At 70.0% G+C, this 17,814-nt stretch carries 19 protein-coding genes; 1 reads left to right on the top strand and 18 read right to left on the bottom strand.

Annotation, left to right across the window (positions count from 1 at the left end; genetic code table 11):
- Positions 1–20 precede the first annotated feature (20 nt).
- The 3 genes from RWM17_RS03245 to RWM17_RS03235 form a co-directional block, all read right to left on the bottom strand.
- Positions 21–1,451, bottom strand: coding sequence for a protein kinase domain-containing protein (locus RWM17_RS03245; RefSeq protein ID WP_314101293.1), 1,431 nt, complete (start codon positions 1,449–1,451; stop codon positions 21–23).
- Between the two features lie 183 nt (positions 1,452–1,634).
- Positions 1,635–2,429, bottom strand: coding sequence for a protein phosphatase 2C domain-containing protein (locus RWM17_RS03240; protein WP_314101290.1), 795 nt, complete (start codon positions 2,427–2,429; stop codon positions 1,635–1,637).
- A complete protein-coding gene (locus RWM17_RS03235) occupies positions 2,426–3,001 on the bottom strand; it encodes an FHA domain-containing protein (RefSeq protein WP_314101289.1) in 576 nt (191 codons plus the stop codon). The genes RWM17_RS03240 and RWM17_RS03235 overlap by 4 nt, the downstream gene beginning before the upstream one ends.
- 190 nt (positions 3,002–3,191) lie before the next feature.
- Between RWM17_RS03235 and RWM17_RS03230 the strand changes: the two genes are divergently transcribed.
- A complete protein-coding gene (locus tag RWM17_RS03230) occupies positions 3,192–3,752 on the top strand; it encodes a methylated-DNA--[protein]-cysteine S-methyltransferase (protein ID WP_314101287.1) in 561 nt (186 codons plus the stop codon).
- Here RWM17_RS03230 and RWM17_RS03225 read toward each other — a convergent pair.
- The 15 genes from RWM17_RS03225 to rho form a co-directional block, all read right to left on the bottom strand.
- Positions 3,722–4,522: a peroxide stress protein YaaA gene (locus tag RWM17_RS03225; protein WP_314101285.1), complete on the bottom strand. Its 801-nt coding sequence runs from the start codon at positions 4,520–4,522 to the stop codon at positions 3,722–3,724. The genes RWM17_RS03230 and RWM17_RS03225 overlap by 31 nt on opposite strands.
- Positions 4,523–4,551: 29 nt before the next feature.
- Positions 4,552–4,812, bottom strand: a complete 261-nt coding sequence (locus RWM17_RS03220) for a F0F1 ATP synthase subunit epsilon (protein ID WP_123546308.1) — start codon at positions 4,810–4,812, stop codon at positions 4,552–4,554.
- Positions 4,813–4,814: 2 nt separating this feature from the next.
- The gene (atpD, locus tag RWM17_RS03215; protein ID WP_192041898.1) at positions 4,815–6,275 is read right to left on the bottom strand and encodes a F0F1 ATP synthase subunit beta; all 1,461 of its coding nucleotides are present in this window, start codon (positions 6,273–6,275) and stop codon (positions 4,815–4,817) included.
- 39 nt (positions 6,276–6,314) lie between these two features.
- Entirely contained in the window at positions 6,315–7,214 is a 900-nt protein-coding gene (locus tag RWM17_RS03210) for a F0F1 ATP synthase subunit gamma (RefSeq protein WP_314101281.1), read from the bottom strand.
- A gap of 44 nt (positions 7,215–7,258) precedes the next feature.
- Positions 7,259–8,896 carry a F0F1 ATP synthase subunit alpha gene (atpA, locus tag RWM17_RS03205; protein ID WP_314101280.1) on the bottom strand — a complete coding sequence of 546 codons (1,638 nt, stop codon included), beginning with the start codon at positions 8,894–8,896 and terminating at the stop codon, positions 7,259–7,261.
- Positions 8,897–8,954: 58 nt separating this feature from the next.
- A complete protein-coding gene (locus RWM17_RS03200; protein ID WP_314101278.1) occupies positions 8,955–9,749 on the bottom strand; it encodes a F0F1 ATP synthase subunit delta in 795 nt (264 codons plus the stop codon).
- Positions 9,750–9,751: 2 nt separating this feature from the next.
- Entirely contained in the window at positions 9,752–10,312 is a 561-nt protein-coding gene (locus RWM17_RS03195; RefSeq protein ID WP_314101276.1) for a F0F1 ATP synthase subunit B, read from the bottom strand.
- A gap of 20 nt (positions 10,313–10,332) precedes the next feature.
- Positions 10,333–10,566, bottom strand: coding sequence for an ATP synthase F0 subunit C (atpE, locus tag RWM17_RS03190; protein WP_043594505.1), 234 nt, complete (start codon positions 10,564–10,566; stop codon positions 10,333–10,335).
- A 71-nt stretch (positions 10,567–10,637) separates the two neighbouring features.
- Entirely contained in the window at positions 10,638–11,444 is an 807-nt protein-coding gene (gene atpB, locus RWM17_RS03185; protein WP_314101267.1) for a F0F1 ATP synthase subunit A, read from the bottom strand.
- A 240-nt stretch (positions 11,445–11,684) separates the two neighbouring features.
- Positions 11,685–12,110, bottom strand: coding sequence for a hypothetical protein (locus RWM17_RS03180; protein ID WP_123546321.1), 426 nt, complete (start codon positions 12,108–12,110; stop codon positions 11,685–11,687).
- Entirely contained in the window at positions 12,107–13,387 is a 1,281-nt protein-coding gene (locus RWM17_RS03175) for an MraY family glycosyltransferase (protein ID WP_399539994.1), read from the bottom strand. Before RWM17_RS03175 ends, RWM17_RS03180 begins: the two co-directional genes overlap by 4 nt.
- Positions 13,384–14,061: an L-threonylcarbamoyladenylate synthase gene (locus RWM17_RS03170; RefSeq protein ID WP_192041902.1), complete on the bottom strand. Its 678-nt coding sequence runs from the start codon at positions 14,059–14,061 to the stop codon at positions 13,384–13,386. Before RWM17_RS03170 ends, RWM17_RS03175 begins: the two co-directional genes overlap by 4 nt.
- 38 nt (positions 14,062–14,099) lie before the next feature.
- On the bottom strand, positions 14,100–14,987 hold the full coding sequence (prmC, locus tag RWM17_RS03165; protein ID WP_399539991.1) for a peptide chain release factor N(5)-glutamine methyltransferase: 888 nt from the start codon (positions 14,985–14,987) through the stop codon (positions 14,100–14,102).
- Positions 14,984–16,066: a peptide chain release factor 1 gene (gene prfA / locus RWM17_RS03160; protein ID WP_314101264.1), complete on the bottom strand. Its 1,083-nt coding sequence runs from the start codon at positions 16,064–16,066 to the stop codon at positions 14,984–14,986. The genes prmC and prfA overlap by 4 nt, the downstream gene beginning before the upstream one ends.
- Positions 16,066–17,814 (bottom strand): transcription termination factor Rho (gene rho, locus RWM17_RS03155; protein ID WP_314101262.1); only part of this gene is annotated, 1,749 nt, incomplete at its 5' end. The genes rho and prfA, both read right to left, overlap by 1 nt.

Raw genomic sequence — 17,814 nt, 5'->3', positions numbered from 1 at the left:
GGCCCAGGCTCCGAGGCGCGTCACTCGCCGCCCCCGGCGACGGCACACTGCTCGCCGCTCGGCTCGCCGCTCTGGCCGGCCCGGTTGACGCTCACCGTGATGCAGAGCTGTTCACCCGTGTCGGAGGCGCTGGCCACGAAGCGGTTGGACGTCTGCTGGCTCGTGTCCGAGCCCGTCGAGATGATGTAGGCGTCGCCCGAGCGGAGGCCCGGGTCGCTCCAGGTGAAGACGACGGACGAGCCCTCGGCCGTGGCAGAGATCTCGGTGACGCGCGGGATCTCGGTCGACGTGGCCCGCACGAGGACGAGCGTGGCCGTCGCGCCCAGGCCGATCGCGACGACGGCCGCGGCGACGAGCGACCACACGAGCACGAGGGCACGACGGCTGCGGGGTGCCGGTCGAGTGCCCGTGCTGCGCGGCACCGCCCTGCTGTGCCCGAGTCCCGAGCCGTGGACGGCCGCCGCCTGCGCCTCCGTCACCCGACGGCGTCGGCGACGACGTCGGGTCGACTGCACCGGGGCGGCACCGCGGAGGCGCGTCCTGTCCTCGAGGTCGGCCACCGTCGCGAGGGCCCAGTCGTCGACCGCGACCTCGATCGGGGTCTGCCCCACGCCGAGCTCGGACTCGACCTGCTGCAGCTCGCGCAGCAGCTCGAGGACGCTGGCCTGCCGCTGCTCCGGTCGCCTCGACATCGCCCGGGCGAGGATGCGCTCGAGGCTCGCGGGGACGTCGGTGCGGCCGGTCGGGGCCAGCTTCGCCTTGTCGATCCGGCCGATCAGGTCGGAGGCGCCGTTCTTGTCGCTGCCCAGGATCTCGAAGGGGCTGCGGCCGGCGAGCAGCGAGTACACGGTCGCGCCCAGCGACCAGACCTCGGACTCGATCGTGCCGTTCGTCTCGTCGAGGAGCACCTCGGGCGCCGACCAGGGGATCGACATGCCCACCGCCTCCTGCGGCTCGCTCTCGCTCAGCGAGGCGGCGATGCCGAAGTCGGACAGGACGGGGTGGCCGTAGGCGGTCATGAGGATGTTCGAGGGCTTGACGTCGCGGTGCAGCACGCCCTGCCGGTGAGCCGTCTCGACGGCGCTGCCGATCTTGACGCCGATCCGCAGCACGTCGGCGACCGGGATGCGGTCTCGGCGGTAGCGCTCGCTGAGCGACGACGAGCAGAGCTCCATGACGAGGTACGGGCGGCCGTCGGCCGACACACTCGCCTGGTACACGGTGAGGATCGACGGGTGCGCGCTCAGCTGGGCCATGAGGTTGGCCTCGGCCTGGAACATCTGGCGGACCTGGTCGTTGACGACCTCGGTCAGCATCACCTTGACGGCTACCTGGCGCCTCGGCATGTTCTGCTCGTAGAGGAAGACGTCGGCGAAGCCGCCGGAGCCGAGGACGTGGACGTGCGAGAAACCGGGCAGCACCGGCGGCGGGGACGGCAGTCGTCGTGCCACGTCACCCTCCTCGGCTGTCTCCGGCGTGCGCCCGCGCAGGACGCGCCGACTCGCTGCCGGCCCTCGCCATTGTAGGTCGGGCCCTCGGGGGCCGTGCCCCGTCCGGCTCGGACGGGGGACGACCGACGGGCCCCCACTTCGGGGGAGGAAGAACGCCTCGACGCCTGTGGACGACGGCCGCGGCTAGGCCTCGGGCAGCTCGGTCGCTGTACCCCGGACGTCGACCACGACGGCCGTGACGTTGTCGCGGCCGCCGGCCTCGACGGCCGCACGGACGAGCGCCGACGCCGCGGCGTGCGACTCCGGCTGCTCGGCGAGCACACGCTCGATGTCGGAGCCGGACAGCTCCTTGGTCAGCCCGTCCGAGCAGACGAGGAGGCGGAGGCCGGCACGGGCGGGGATGCGCCAGTAGTCGGGACGCTGGTCGACATCGAAGCCGACGGCCCTCGTGATGACGTTGCTGTCCGGGTGGGACTCGGCGTCCTCCGCGCGGAGAAGGCCCGCGTCGACCATCTCCTGGACGACGGAGTGGTCGACGGTGATCTGCTGCAGGGCGCCGTCGGCCACGAGGTACACCCGCGAGTCCCCCACGTTGAAGACCGTGAACTCGGCCTCGCCGTCCTCGCCGGAGAGGAACACGCCGGTGGCGGTCGTGCCGACCCCGAGCTCGGTCTCGGCCGCGGCCACGGCGATGTCCGCCGTCGCACGCCGCAGCGCCTCCTCGAGCTCGTCCGTGGTCAGGCTGTCCCGGACCGCCGCCTCCGCGATGCGCCGCACCACCGCGTCGCTCGCGACGTCGCCGGCGCTGTGCCCGCCCATGCCGTCCGCGACGACGAAGACCGGCGCCTCGGCGACGTAGCTGTCCTCGTTGTGCGCGCGACGGAGGCCGACGTCGGTCACGCCCGCCCAGTCGATCGAGAGGCCGGTCGCGGAGGCGGCGAGGGGGTGGGCGGTCGTGGGGCGGCCGAGCTCTGTCACGGGCGAGGTCCTTCGTGGGCTGAGGGTCGGGGAGGCGGGAGGATCTCGAGGAGGTTGCCGTCGCCGACGTCCACTATGGTCCCTGCCAGCGCCACGGACGACTCGCCCTGCCGGAGAGTCACGGGAAGGCGTCCGGGCATCGTCACGACCGTGCCGTTCGTCGAGCGCAGGTCGGTGACGACGACGGTCGCACCCACCTGCTCGACGCGGACGTGGCTGCCCGAGACCTCGCCGGTCGGCGAGGGCACGACGACGAGGACGATCGGGAGACCGGTCGGGACACGCGGGGCGGCCGGTCGTCGGCCGACGACGACGGGGCCCTCGAGTCGATGGGTCTCCCCGCCCACGCGGAGCGCGTGCACCCGACGGGAGGCCTGCACGGGCGGGGCTGACGGCGGGGCCGGGGGAACGTGCGACGCCGTGCGGCGCTCGTCGGGGCTCGTGGCGCGGGGACGCACGACCGTGTCGTCGTCCGGCACCGTCGACGCCGACGCCCGCCGGACGACGAGCACGGTGTCGTCGAGCAGAGCGTCGTCGAGTTCCCCGCCGTCGTGCTGGTCGGGTCGCGTCACGGTGTCCTCACGAGGGGGTGGTCGAGGAGGCGCGTCACGCCTCACGACAACGCTACCGGTCGATCGCTCCCCCACCTCAGCGCGTCGCGCCTCCTCGCGTGGTCCCTCCCCAGGATCGGCCGAGCTCGCCCTCTCCACAGGTGCCGCCTCCGAGCACGACCTCACGGGAGCACCTCCGTAGCGTGCCCCCATGCCCGACCTCACCCTCGTCCCTCCGCTGACGCCGGGGCTGCACGACGACCCGGGCGACGTGCGCTTCGTGCGGCTCCACTCCCCCGTCGGTCGGATCGAGATCCAGAGCCGACGGGACGCCGTGGAACGCGTCCTCGTCGACGACGGACGAGGCCTGCCCCACGACGGGCTCGTCGAGCACTCGGACGACCTGCTCGAGGCCGCCCGAAGGCAGGTGCACGACTACTTCGACGGCCGACGTCGTCAGTTCGACCTCCCGGTCCGGCCGATCGGCACCGCGTTCCAGCTGTCCGTCTGGTCGGCGCTCGTCGCGGTCCCGTGGGGGCTGACCACGACCTACGGGCGCCTCGGCGGCGCCGTGGGGAGCCCGCAGGCCGGGAGAGCCGTCGGGGGCGCCGTCGCGTCGAATCCCCTGCCGCTGCTCGTCCCGTGCCACCGGGTCCTCGGTCGGACGGGCGGCGTGACCGGCTACACGGTCGGCCGGGGCGTGCCCACCAAGCAGTGGCTGCTGCGCCACGAGGGCATCGTCTACCGGATCGGGCCCGTCCCGGTCGTCTGACCGGCGGCCCCGAGCAGCGACTCGGACACGAGCACGAGCTCGCCCTCGCCCGACGGCTCGAGGACGATTCCCCTTTTTCGTGCCCACGCGAGGAGGTCGTCCAGCCCGGTGAGCTCGGGGCGGTCCTGGAGGAGGCGACGCACGAACAGCCCCTTCGACTTCTTGTTGAAGTGGTTGAGGGCTCGACGTCGACCGGACGCGTCGGACACGACACGGACGAAGACCGACCCGGGGCGCGGAGCAGGCCCGAGCGCGACGTAGCCCTCGGAACGGAGGTCGACGACGAACTCCCCCGAGTCGACGACATCGGCCAGGACGGACGCCACCGAGGCGGACCAGGTGGATTGGAGCGACTCCGCAGGCAGACGGGAGTCGTGGGACAGCCGGTACGCGGGGATCGCGTCTCCCGCCCGGACGAGCCCGAACAACGCCGAGTGGACCGCGACGTGCCGATGGGCCCAGCGCCAGCCCGGCTCATCCAGCTCGTCGACTCCCACGGGGTCGAACAGGACCCCGGTGTACCGCGCGAGGGCAGGCATCGTCGGTGAGGACTCGACCGTCCTGTTGCGGTCGACCTCGTCGGAGAGACGAGGTCCGAGCTTGAGGCCGGACATCATCGCTGCTCGATCGGACGAGAGAGCCAGGAGGCGGTCCGTCACGTCACGCCGGACCTCGCTCAGCTGGGGGAACGACAGGGACGCGAGGTCGAGGCCGGACATGCCGTTGCCCCCGTCGAGTTTCGTCTCGGACGGGGGCAACAGGAACAGCACGGTGGATCAGGAGGAGGTGCGAACGAGTGTCAGGCCAGCTGCGCGTTGCGCGCGACGACCGTGACCGTGTCGTTCTCGACGGACAGGAACCCGTCGTCTGCGGTCGCCTCGACGGTCGAGCCGTCGGTCAGGCGGACGCGGACCTTGCCCGTGGCCAGGATCGCCAGGAGAGGCTCGTGACCCGGCAGGATCCCGATCTCGCCCTCGGCGGTGCGGGCGACGATGGACGACGCCTCGCCCGACCACACCTCGTGGTCGGCCGAGACGACGCTCACGGTGAGAGCAGCCACGATCAGCCGTTCTCCTTCTGGATCTGAGCCCACTTCTCTTCGACGTCGGAGATGGACCCGACGTTGAAGAAGGCCTGCGTCGCGACGTGGTCGAACTCGCCGTCCGCGATCGCCGTGAAGGACTCGATGGTCTCCTTGAGGGGGACCGTAGAGCCCTCGACACCGGTGAACTTCTTCGCCATGTACGTGTTCTGCGAGAGGAACTGCTGGATCCGGCGCGCACGCGCGACGGTGATCTTGTCCTCCTCCGAGAGCTCGTCGACACCGAGGATGGCGATGATCTCCTGGAGTTCCTTGTTCTTCTGCAGGATCGCCTTGACGCGGATCGCCGTGTTGTAGTGCGCCTCGCCCAGGTAGCGGGGGTCGAGGATGCGGCTGGTCGAGGTCAGGGGGTCGATCGCCGGGTAGAGGCCCTGCGACGCGATCTCACGCGACAGCTCGGTGGTGGCGTCGAGGTGCGCGAACGTCGTGGCGGGCGCCGGGTCGGTGTAGTCGTCGGCCGGCACGTAGATCGCCTGCAGCGAGGTGATCGAGTGACCGCGCGTCGAGGTGATGCGCTCCTGGAGAACGCCCATCTCGTCCGCGAGGTTCGGCTGGTAGCCCACCGCGGACGGCATGCGACCGAGGAGCGTCGAGACCTCGGAACCGGCCTGCGTGAAGCGGAAGATGTTGTCGATGAAGAGCAGGACGTCCTGCTTCTGCACGTCGCGGAAGTACTCCGCCATCGTCAGCGCCGACAGGGCGACCCGGAGACGCGTCCCCGGCGGCTCGTCCATCTGGCCGAACACGAGGGCGGTCTTGTCGAACACCCCGGCCTCGTCCATCTCGGCGATCAGGTCGTTGCCCTCACGGGTGCGCTCGCCCACGCCAGCGAACACGGACACGCCGCCGTGGTCCTGCGCGACACGCTGGATCATCTCCTGGATGAGGACGGTCTTGCCGACGCCTGCACCACCGAAGAGACCGATCTTGCCACCCTGCACGTAGGGCGTGAGGAGGTCGATCGACTTGATGCCGGTCTCGAAGAGCTGGGTCTTCGACTCGAGCTGGTCGAAGGCCGGGGGCTTGCGGTGGATCGGCCAACGCTCGGTGATCTCCACCTGCTCGTTGCCCTCGAGGTTGAGGATCTCGCCGGTGACGCTGAAGACCTTGCCCTTGGTGACGTCGCCGACGGGGACCGAGATCGGCGCGCCGGTGTCCGTGACCTCCTGGCCGCGGACGAGGCCGTCGGTCGGCTTGAGGGCGATGGCGCGGACCAGGTCGTCGCCGAGGTGCTGGGCGACCTCGAGGGTCAGCTCGCTGCTCGTGTCGCCGATCGTGATCGTCGTGTGGAGCGCGTTGTACACGCCGGGGATGGCGTCGTGCGGGAACTCGATGTCGACGACGGGGCCCGTGACCCGGGCGACTCGCCCGACGCCGGGAGCCGACTCGGTCGCGACCGGCGCGGTTGCGGTGTCAGTCATGGCTTCTCTCTCTTCGGATGGTGATGCTGGGGGGCAGATCTACTTGGCCGAGCTGAGGGCGTCTGCGCCGCCCACGATCTCGGAGATCTGCTGCGTGATCTCGGCCTGGCGAGCGTTGTTCGCCAGGCGGGTGAAGTCCCGGATGAGGGTGTCCGCGTTGTCGCTGGCGGCCTTCATGGCCTTCTGGCGAGCAGCGTGCTCGGACGCCGCCGACTGCAGCATCGCGTTGAAGATGCGGCTCTCGATGTAGACCGGCAAGAGCGAGTCGAGCACCTCGATGGCGTCGGGCTCAAAGTCGTACAGCGGCAGGATCTCGTCGTCCGCAGGTGCCTCGACGCCCTCGACGACCTCGAGGGGAAGGAGCCGGACGACCTCGGGGACCTGGCTGACCATGTTCACGAAGCGGTTGTAGACGATGTGGATCTCGTCGACCCCGCCCTCGGAGGCGTCGGTGAGGAACTTCGACACGACAGCGTCGCCGATCTCCTTCGCGGTCGCGAACTCAGGCTGGTCGGTGTTGCCCGTCCAGATCTGCTCCGAGTCGCGCTTGCGGAACGCGAAGTAGTTCTGCGCCTTGCGGCCGACGAGGTAGAACACGACGTCCTTGCCCTGGCCGCGCAGCAGCGTGGCGAGCTGCTCGGCCTCCTTCAGCGTGTTCGAGCTGAAGGCTCCGTTCAGGCCGCGGTCGGACGTGAACACGACGACCGCGGCGCGCTCGACGGTCGCGGGCTCGGTGGTGAGGATGTGGTCGACGTCCGAGAACGTCGCCACGGCCGAGACCGCACGCGTGATGGCTCGCGAGTACGGCCCGGAGGCCTTCATCCTGGCCTGCGCCTTCTGGATGCGCGAGGCCGAGATGAGCTCCATCGCCCGCGTGACCTTCTTCGTGGTCTGCGCGGAGCGGATCCTCTGGCGGTAGACCCGTAGTTGGGCTCCCATGACTCTCCTGTTGTCTCGTCAGTCGTGATCGTCGGTCGAGCGCGTCAGCGCTTGGCCTTGACGATCTTCTCCTGGTTGACGTCGGCGGCGTCGGTGGCCTCGAACTGCTCGGAGCCGACCGAGGCGAGGGGCTTGCCCTCACCCGTCTGGAACTCCTGCTTGAAGGCGTCGACGCCGGCGTCGAGCGCCGAGACGATGTCGTCCGACAGGACGTTCTTCTCACGGAGGTCCGACAGCACCGAGGTGTTGCGGCCGAGGTAGTCGAGCAGCTCGCGCTCGAAGCGGAGCACGTCGGGCACGGGGACCTCGTCGAGCTTGCCGTTCGTTCCGGCCCAGATCGAGACGACCTGGTCCTCGACGGGGTACGGCGAGTACTGCGGCTGCTTGAGCAGCTCGGTGAGGCGAGCACCACGAGCGAGCTGACGACGGCTCGCGGCGTCGAGGTCGGACGCGAACATCGCGAAGGCCTCGAGCGAGCGGTACTGGGCGAGCTCGAGCTTGAGCGTTCCCGAGACCTTCTTGATCGACTTCAGCTGTGCGTCGCCGCCGACTCGGGAGACCGAGATGCCGACGTCGACAGCAGGACGCTGGTTGGCGTTGAACAGGTCGGACTGCAGGAAGATCTGGCCGTCGGTGATCGAGATCACGTTGGTCGGGATGTAGGCCGAGACGTCGTTCGCCTTGGTCTCGATGATCGGGAGACCGGTCATCGAGCCGGCGCCGAGCTCGTCCGACAGCTTCGCGCAGCGCTCGAGCAGACGCGAGTGCAGGTAGAAGACGTCGCCGGGGTAGGCCTCGCGGCCCGGCGGGCGACGGAGGAGCAGGGATACGGCACGGTAGGCCTCAGCCTGCTTCGACAGGTCGTCGAAGATGATGAGGACGTGCTTGCCGCCGTACATCCAGTGCTGGCCGATGGCCGAGCCGGTGTAGGGAGCCAGGTACTTGAAGCCCGCGGGGTCGGACGCCGGAGCGGCGACGATCGTCGTGTACTCCATGGCGCCGGACTCTTCCAGCGCGCCCTTCACGGACGCGATCGTCGAGCCCTTCTGGCCGATGGCGACGTAGATGCAACGGACCTGCTTGTTGACGTCGCCCGAGTCCCAGTTGGCCTTCTGGTTGATGATCGTGTCGATCGCGATCGCCGTCTTGCCGGTCTGGCGGTCGCCGATGATCAGCTGACGCTGGCCACGGCCGACGGGGATCATGGCGTCGATGGCCTTGATGCCGGTCTGCATGGGCTCGTGCACCGACTTGCGCTGCATGACGCCGGGGGCCTGGAGCTCGAGGGCACGACGACCCTCGTTCGCGATCTCGCCGAGACCGTCGATGGGTGCGCCGAGAGGGTCGACCACGCGGCCGAGGAAGCCGTCGCCGACGGGGACGGAGAGGACCTCGCCGGTGCGGGTCACCTCCATGCCCTCCTCGATGCCGGAGAACTCGCCGAGCACGATCGTGCCGATCTCGTCCTCGTCGAGGTTCTGGGCGAGGCCCTGCGTGCCGTCCGCGAAGCGGATGAGCTCGTTGGCCATGACGCCGGGGAGACCCTGGACGTGCGCGATGCCGTCAGCGGCGTCCGTGACGTAGCCGACCTCGGTCGTCGAGGCCTTGGACGGGTCGTACGACGACACGAAGTCCTTCAGCGCATCGCGAATCTCATCGGGGCTGATCTTGATGTCTGCCATTGTGATTCCTATTCGTAGCGAGGCTTCAGGGGGCCTCGAGTCTGTGTGGGGTGCGTGCCTAGCCGGCGAGCTGGAGGCGGAGCGCGCTGAGCTTGGTGGCGACGGTCCCGTCGATGACCTCATCGCCGACCTGGACGCGGAGCCCGCCGATCACGGCGGGGTCGACGACCTGGTTGACGCGGAGGCTACGCCCGAACTGTCGGGACAGACCCTGTTCGAGCCGGGCGGCGTGCGCGTCGTCGAGGACGCGCGCGGTCGTGACGGTGGCGACGAGCTGGTCCGACTGGTCGGACACGATTTCGGCTGCCGTGCGGAGGAGCTCCCCGATCCGACGGCCGCGAGGCTGACGGACGAGGTGGCTGACGATCGTGATCGTCTGCTCGCTCGCGCGTCCGCCGAGGAGACGCTGCACGAGGCCGGCCTTCGCCTCGGGGTCGCTCAGCTTGGTGCCGATCGCGAGCTCGAGGGAGGAGTCGGAACGGACGGCGGCGTCGAACGCGAAGAGCTCGTTCGCGATCGTGCTGCCGTCGGGGATCGTGGAGGCGACGACACGGATGCCGATCTCCTCCATGCCCGCGAGGAGATCGCGCTTCGAGGACCAACGTCGGCCGACCACGGACAGCACCAGCGCACGCGCCGGCTCGGTGAAGGCACCGAACACGCGGTCGACGAGCTGCTTCTTGGTGGCGGCGTCGACGGCGGGGTCGGCGAAGTAGGCCTGCAGCTGGACGTTGCCGCCGATGACCCGACCGGCGTCGAGCACCTGCTCGCCGGTGGTCAGGTCCGCCGCACCGCCGAGGTCGGCGAGGGTGGACCTCGCCGACCCGAGCGCCTCACGGGACATGGAGCCCATCGTCAGCGGCCCGCCTTCGTGTTCTGGTCCGCCTCGAGGTCAGCCAGGAACCGGTCGACCACGGCAGACGCCTTGGCGTCGTCCGCGAGGGACTCGCCGATGACGCCCGACGCGAGGTCGATGGCCAGCGAGCCCACCTCGGCGCGGAGCGACGCGACGGCAGCCGCACGCTCGGCCTCGATCTGGACGTGGGCGTTCGCGGTGACGCGATCGGCCTCGGCCTGTGCCTGCTGCTTGAGGTCGGCGAGGATCTCGGCGCCCTCGGCACGAGCGGCCTCACGGATCCGAGCTGCCTCGGCACGGGCGTCGGCAAGCTGCTTCTTGTACTCGTCGAGGGCCTTCGCCGCCTCGGCCTGTGCGGCCTCGGCGTGGGCGATGCCGCCTTCGATGCGCTCGGCACGCTCGTCGAGGATCTTGCGGAACTTCGGGATCGCGAAGATCCCGAAGAACGCGGCGATGACCACGAAGACGACGAGAGACCAGAGGATGTCGTAATCGGCGGGGAAGAAGACGGCAGCCCCTTCGGGAGCACCGCCCTCGGCCGCGAGGATCGTCTCGATCATCGGTGTGTCGTCCTAACTGATCAGGAGAAGATGAAGCCGGCGGCGAGGCCGATGAAGCCCAGCAGCTCGGTGAACGCGATGCCGAGGAACATCGTGACCTGGAGGCGGCCGGCCAGCTCGGGCTGACGTGCCATGGCCTCGACGGTCTTGCCCGCGACGATGCCGATGCCGATGCCGGGGCCGATCGCTGCGAGGCCGTAGCCGACGGTCGCGATGTTGCCGTTGATCTCAGCGAGGATCGTGGTGGTGTCCACTTGTGTTTCCTTCCGGTTGGGCGGGGCTCGTCAGGCGACGGGCCCCGTCGTTCTTAGTGTTCGTTCGACGCTCAGTGTTCGTTCGACGCGGCCTGTTGGATGTAGACCGAGGCGAGGAGCGTGAAGACGTAGGCCTGCAGCACGGCGACGGCCATCTCGACGATGGTCATGACGAATCCGCCGATGAGGGTCAGGGCGCCGAACGCCACGAACCCGCCGCTCATGCTGAAGAAGAAGAAGTGCGTCGCGGCGAAGCAGAGCACGAGGAGGAGGTGGCCGACCATCATGTTCAGCAGCAGTCGCAGGGCCAACGAGATGGGCCGGACGATGAAGATGTTGATGAACTCGATGGGCGTCAACAGGATGTACATGTACCACGGCACACCGGCCGGGAACAGCGCGTTCCGGAAGAAGGTCGCTCCGCCCACCTCGCGGAAGCCCGCGTAGATGAACATGACGTACGCGACGACGCCGAGCAGCAGCGGCATGGCGACGACGGAGGTGCCGGCGATGTTCAGCCCGGGCACGATGCCCGTGATGTTCATCGCGAAGATGCCGAAGAACATCGCGGCCAGCAGCGGCAGGTACTTCCGGCCGAGCTTCTCGCCCAGGATCTCCTCGACGATCTGGACGCGGACGAAGTCGAGGCCGAGCTCGGCGATGCTCTGGCCGCGGGACGGCACGAGGCGCCCCCTGCGGAGGGCGAGCCAGAAGAGCAGCAACATGACGGCGATCGCGAAGAGGCGGACCAGCATGATGCGGTTCAGCTCGAAGGGGGTGCCTTCGAAGAAGATCGCGGACGGGAAGAACTCGTCAAGAGTCGGGGCGTGGAATCCCCCGTCTCCGTGGCCGGTCTCGGCAGCGGAGAGCAGGTTCACAGCGTTCGCTATCAGCGCTATCTCCTGTGTCGGGGCGAGCACCCTGAAGTGTCGCGACGATTGGTGGGGTTGTCATCCGAACCCGCAGAGAATCGCGGCCGGGGAACGGTCATGACTCTATCAAGGTATTCGGCGCTGGCACGAATCGGCGGCGGTCTTTTCATGCCCTGCAAGGAACACGGCCCGGCCGCCGCCGCGCACGGGCCGGGGAGGGCCTCGTCGTGGTGGTCCGTGGACCCGTCAGTCCTGCGGCGCGGGAGGCAGGACCGCGTCGCTGACGTTGCCCAGCCGACCGCGGACGACCACCAGGGCGTCGATGGCGAGGGTGCCGATGATCGACACGACGAGCGCCAGGAAGAGCACGACGTCGTTCACGAACGGCTGGTCCTTCACGAGGACCAGCAGCACGACGAAGATGACGAGCTTGAGCAGCCAGGCACCCATCACGATCCCGAAGAAGGCCGCCAGGCGGAACCGGATCGCGATGAGCATGCTCGCCGCGGTGATGCCCGCGAAGACGACCGCGAGGGCCACGCCGACGAGCGCGCTCCAGAGTCCGTCCGTCCCGGCGAGGGCGTAGCCCAGACCGCCTCCCACCACGGCGATCGCGAGGGCCAGGAAGCCCGTGTAGGTGAGGATCTTGGTGAAGATCGATCGGGCGTTCATGGGCGTTCCTCCGGGGGTGTCAGTTCGGGCACCACGGCGTCCTGCGCCGTGTCGGTGTCGGACGGGTCGAGGACTCCGGCGGCCTCGTCGAGCGGGTCGAAGCGTCCCGACTCGCTCGCCGCGAGGTCGGCGGTGCGGGTGCTCTGGACGGCGACCTCGACGCGCTTCCTGCGGCTCAGCGGTGCGAGGGTCAGGGCGGCGCAGACCACGAGGCCGACGCCGAGGAAGAGGCCGACGAGCCAGGCGGGCTTGACGAAGAGGAACATCAGGCAGCCGACCGACACGACGAGGGTCCACGAGTAGAAGATGAGCACGGCCTGGAAGTGCGAGTGGCCCATGTCGAGGAGGCGGTGGTGCAGGTGCTTCCGGTCGGCCGTGAACGGCGACTTGCCCGCGCTCACGCGACGCAGCACGGCGAGGCCGAAGTCGAGGAGGGGCACCACCAGGACGGCGAACGGCAGCAGGATCGGGATGAACGCCGGCAGCAGCGCGGAGCGCGAGATCGTGGCCGGGTCGATCTGACCCGTCACCGAGATGGCGCTCGTCGCCATGACGAGGCCGGTGAGCAGGGCGCCCGCGTCGCCCATGAAGAGCCGAGCGGGATGCCAGTTGAGCGGCAGGAAGCCGAGGCAGGCCCCGATGAGGACGGCCGTGAGCAGCGCAGCCAGGTTGAAGTACTCGGTCTGGCCGATGGTGATCGAGATGACGAAGCTGTAGATGAAGAACACGCTGTTCGCGATGATCGTCACCCCGGCGACCAGCCCGTCGAGGCCGTCGATGAAGTTGACCGCGTTCATCACCAGGACGATGGCCAGGATCGTGAGGATCAGCGACATGTAGGGAGAGCCGATGGCGAGGCTGCCGCCGATCGGGAGGGACACCAGCTGGACGCCCTGCCACGCGAGGACGCCCGCCGCGATGATCTGGCCGGCGAGCTTGGTCATCCAGTCGAGGTCGTAGAGGTCGTCGACCACGCCGATGACGACGATGATCGTCGCCGCGCCCAGGATCGCCAGCGGCGGGCCGGGGTCCGCGAACACGAGGCGGAAGTAGTCGACGCCGGAGATGAGGGGGAAGACGAACCAGGCCGCGAGGAGGGCGACCACGACCCCCGCCCACATCGCCACTCCCCCGAGCCGGGGCGTCGGCGTCTTGTGGACGTCTCGCTCGCGGATCGTCGGGTAGAGCTTGAAGCGGAGGCCGAGGCGCCAGACGACGACGGACAGCACGAAGCTGACGACCGCCGCGATGACCATCGCGAGGAGGTAGTACCTCACGCGAGGGCGTCGGCCCCGACGACGCGTCTGATCTCGGAGTCGGGCAGGACGCCGTGCCGGACGATGCGGACGACGCCGTCGGACGCACCCGTCGCGTCGACGATCGTCGAGCCCGTGTTGGCGCCGGGCCGCCGTTCCCAGCCGCTGCCCACGGGGCCGGCGTCGAGGTACACCGACACCGAGTCGCCCAGCATGTCGAGGGCGGCCTGGGCCGTCTCGGCTGCGGCGCGACCGGTGAGGTTGGCGCTCGAGACCGCGAGCGGCCCCGTCTCCTCGAGCAGCTCGAGGGTGAGCGGGTGGCTCGGCACGCGCAGGGCGACGGTGCCGCGGGTGTCGCCGAGGTCCCAGCTGAGGGACGCCTGCGCGCGGAAGATGACCGTGAGCGGCCCCGGCCAGAACTCGTCGAGCAGCGGCCTGACGACCTCGGGGACCGTCGAGGTGAGCGCGGCGAGCGTCTCCTGGCCCTTGATGAGGACGGGAGGCGGCGACTGGCGGCCCCGGCCCTTGGCGTCGAGGAGCTTCTGCACGGCGCCGGCGTCGAACGCGTCAGCGGCCACGCCGTAGACCGTGTCGGTGGGCAGGACCACGAGCTCGCCCCGGCCGATGGCGCCGCGTGCTCGACGCATGCCGGCGAGGAGCTCGGAGTCGACGGAGAGGTCGTAGAGGGAGGCCATGACCTGACGATGATAGTGCGGACGACCTGGAGAGGGCGTCAGCGCACCGCCGTCGTCGCACGGTCGCGACCGGTGAGGTCGGGGTGCGTGACCGTCGACCGCCAGCCGTCGGCGTCCAGCAGGTCGCGGATGGCGCCTCCCTGTGCCTCGCCGTGCTCGATGACGAGCACACCGCCGGAGCGCAGGAGGCGGAGGGCCGTCGCCGACAGGTCGCGCACGACGTCGAGGCCGTCGGCTCCCCCGTAGAGGGCGAGCGCGGGGTCGTGCAGGCGCACCTCGGGATCGCGCGGCACCATCCCGACGGGGATGTACGGAGGGTTCGAGGCGACCACGGACACGGTGCCGTCGAGCTCGGGCAGGGCGTCCGCGAGGTCGCCCTCGACGAGGCGCACGTTCTCGGCGCCGACCGCGGCGATGTTGCGACGGGTCCAGACGGCGGCCTCGGCCGAGAGCTCGACCGCGACGACGGACGATCGGGGCACCTCCGTGGCCATGGCCAGGGCGATGGCACCGCTGCCCGTGCCGAGGTCGACCGCGATCGGGGCGGGCTCGGCCGCGGCGCGCAGGGCGTCGACGGCCAGCTGCGCCACCCCCTCGGTCTCGGGCCGGGGCACGAAGACGCCCGGCCCGACGTGCAGCTGCATCGATCGGAACGGTGCAGTGCCCGTGATGTGCTGGAGCGGTTCCCGCGCGGCGCGCCGTGCGATCGCGGCGGCGAACGCCCCGACGGCGTCGCTCGTCAGGGCGGACCGGGTGACGACCCGGGCGCGGAGCACGCCCCGCCCGAGGTCGAGCACGTGGGCGAGCAGCAGCTCCGCGTCGACGTCCGGCGTCGGCACCCCGGACGACGCGAGCACGGCCGACCCCGCCGCGAGGGCGGAGTCGACCGTGCGGGCGTGCCCGAGGTCGGCGACGGCGTCGGTCACGACGCGGCGTCGCCGATCTCGGCGAGCCGGGCCTCTTCGTCGGCCTGGATGCACGACTCGACGACGGGCTGCAGGGCCCCGTCCATCACGGCGTCCAGGTTGTACGCCTTGTAGCCGGTGCGGTGGTCGGCGATGCGGTTCTCCGGGAAGTTGTAGGTGCGGATGCGCTCCGACCTGTCCATGCCCCGGATCTGGCTCTTGCGGGCGTCCGACGCGATCGCCGCCTGCTCCTCCTGCTGACGCGCGAGGATGCGTGCGCGCAGGACGCGCATGCCGGCCTCTCGGTTCTGCAGCTGACTCTTCTCGTTCTGCATCGCCACCACGATGCCCGTGGGCAGGTGGGTGATGCGGACGGCCGAGTCGGTCGTGTTGACCGACTGGCCCCCGGGACCGGACGAACGGTAGACGTCGATCTTGAGGTCGTTCTGGTTGATGTCGACCTCCTCCGGCTCGTCGACCTCGGGGAACACGAGGACCCCGGTCGTGGAGGTGTGGATGCGGCCCTGGGACTCCGTGGCGGGCACGCGCTGGACGCGGTGCACGCCTCCTTCGTACTTGAGGTGGGCCCAGACGCCCTGCGACGGGTCGGTGGCGTTCGACTTGATGGCCACCTGGACGTTCTTGTAACCGCCCAGGTCGCTGTCGTCGCTCTGGATCATCTCGGACTTCCAGCCCATGCCCTCGGCGTAGTGCAGGTACATGCGCAGGAGGTCGGCGGCGAAGAGGGCGCTCTCCGCGCCTCCCTCGCCTCCCTTGATCTCCATGATCACGTCACGGCCGTCGTCGGGGTCACGAGGGATCAGGAGGCGCCGCAGCTTCTCCTGGGACTCGTCGAGGCCCTGCTCGAGCCCGGGCACCTCGTCGGCGAACGCCTCGTCCTCCTTCGCGAGCTCCCGTGCGGCCTCGAGGTCGTCGCCCGCCTGCTGCCACGCCGAGTAGGCAGCCACGATGCGGCTGAGCTCGGCGTAGCGGCGGTTGATCTTCTTGGCGCGCGCGGCGTCCGCGTGCACCGCGGGGTCGCTGAGCTGCGTCTGCAGGTCGTCGTGCTCCGCGAGGAGCACGGACACCGACTCGAACATCAGTGGTCTTTGTGGCCGGCGTCGTGGCCGTTCGCGGGCATCGACTTCTGGATCTGCACGAGGAACTCCACGTTCGACTGCGTCTCCTTGAGGTTGCCGAGGACGATCTCGAGGGCCTTCTGCTGCTCGAGGCCGGCGAGGGCGCGGCGCAGGCGCCACGTGATCCTGACCTCGTCGGGGCTGAGCAGCATCTCTTCCCGACGCGTGCCGGAGGCGTTGACGTCGACGGCCGGGAAGATCCGCTTGTCGGCGAGGTGGCGCGAGAGGCGGAGCTCCATGTTGCCGGTGCCCTTGAACTCCTCGAAGATCACCTCGTCCATCTTCGAGCCGGTCTCGACCAGCGCGGTCGCCAGGATGGTCAGCGAGCCGCCGTTCTCGATGTTGCGCGCGGCGCCGAAGAAGCGCTTCGGCGGGTAGAGGGCCGACGAGTCCACGCCGCCCGACAGCACGCGGCCGGAGGCCGGCGCGGACAGGTTGTAGGCACGGCCGAGACGGGTGATCGAGTCGAGCAGCACGACGACGTCGTGGCCCAGCTCGACGAGGCGCTTCGCCCGCTCGATCGCGAGCTCGGCGACCGTCGTGTGGTCCTCTGCGGGACGGTCGAACGTCGAGGCGATGACCTCGCCCTTGACCGTGCGCTGCATGTCGGTGACCTCTTCGGGACGCTCGTCCACCAGGACGACCATGAGGTGCACCTCGGGGTTGTTCACCGCGATGGCGTTGGCGATCGCCTGCAGCACGAGCGTCTTGCCGGCCTTGGGCGGCGAGACGATCAGGCCGCGCTGGCCCTTGCCGATGGGCGACACGAGGTCGATGATGCGGGTCGAGAGCTTCTGCTGCTCGGTCTCGAGGCGCAGTCGCTCCTGGGGGTAGAGGGGCGTGAGCTTGCCGAACTCGACGCGCTTGGCCGCCTCCTCGACGGGCTGGCCGTTGATCGAGTCGATGCGGACGATGGCGTTGTACTTCTGGCGGCCCTGGCCCTGGTCGCCCTCGCGCGGCTGGCGGATCGCGCCGACGACGGCGTCGCCCTTGCGGAGGTGGTACTTCTTGACCTGGCCGAGCGACACGTAGACGTCGCTGGCGCCGGGCAGGTAGCCCGTCGTGCGCACGAAGGCGTAGTTCTCCAGCACGTCGAGGATGCCGGCGACGGGGATGAGGACGTCGTCCTCGGAGATCTCGGGCTCGAACTCGTCGGTCTGGACGCCGCGGCCGCGCTTGCGGTCACGCTGACGGCCACGGCCCTGTCGGCCGTTCTCGTCCTGCTGCTGCGGGCCGGTGCCCTGCTGGCGGTCCTGCTGCTGGCGGTCGCCCTGCTGCTGGTCGGCCTTCTGGCCGCCCTGCTGCTGACGGTCCTGCTGCTGGCGGTCGCCCTGCTGCTGACGGTCCTGCTGCTGGTCAGCCTTCTGACCGCCCTGCTGCTGACGGTCCTGCTGCTGGTCGCCGGCCGCGGCCTGCTGGCCGGACTGGCCGTTCTTGCGGTCTCCGCGGCCACGGCTGCGGCTGCGACGGCCGCCGCCCTGCTGGCCGGACTGGTCGCCCTGGCCCTGGTCGCCCTGCGCCTGGTCTCCCTGGCCCTGGTCTCCCTGGCCCTGGTCTCCCTGGCCCTGGTCGTTCGCGCCCTGGTCGCCCTGGGCGCGCTCGGCGTCGTCGACGGACGCGTCGAGGTCCGTGGTCGTGTCGGCGGGCTGTTCGCCCTGCGCCGCGGCCTGAGCCTCGGCGACGGTCGCGTCGGAGGCGCGGCGCGAGCC

The organism is uncultured Frigoribacterium sp., from assembly GCF_963515265.1.
In the GTDB taxonomy this organism is placed as follows: domain Bacteria; phylum Actinomycetota; class Actinomycetes; order Actinomycetales; family Microbacteriaceae; genus Frigoribacterium.
This window is presented reverse-complemented; position numbering and strand designations above follow the sequence as displayed.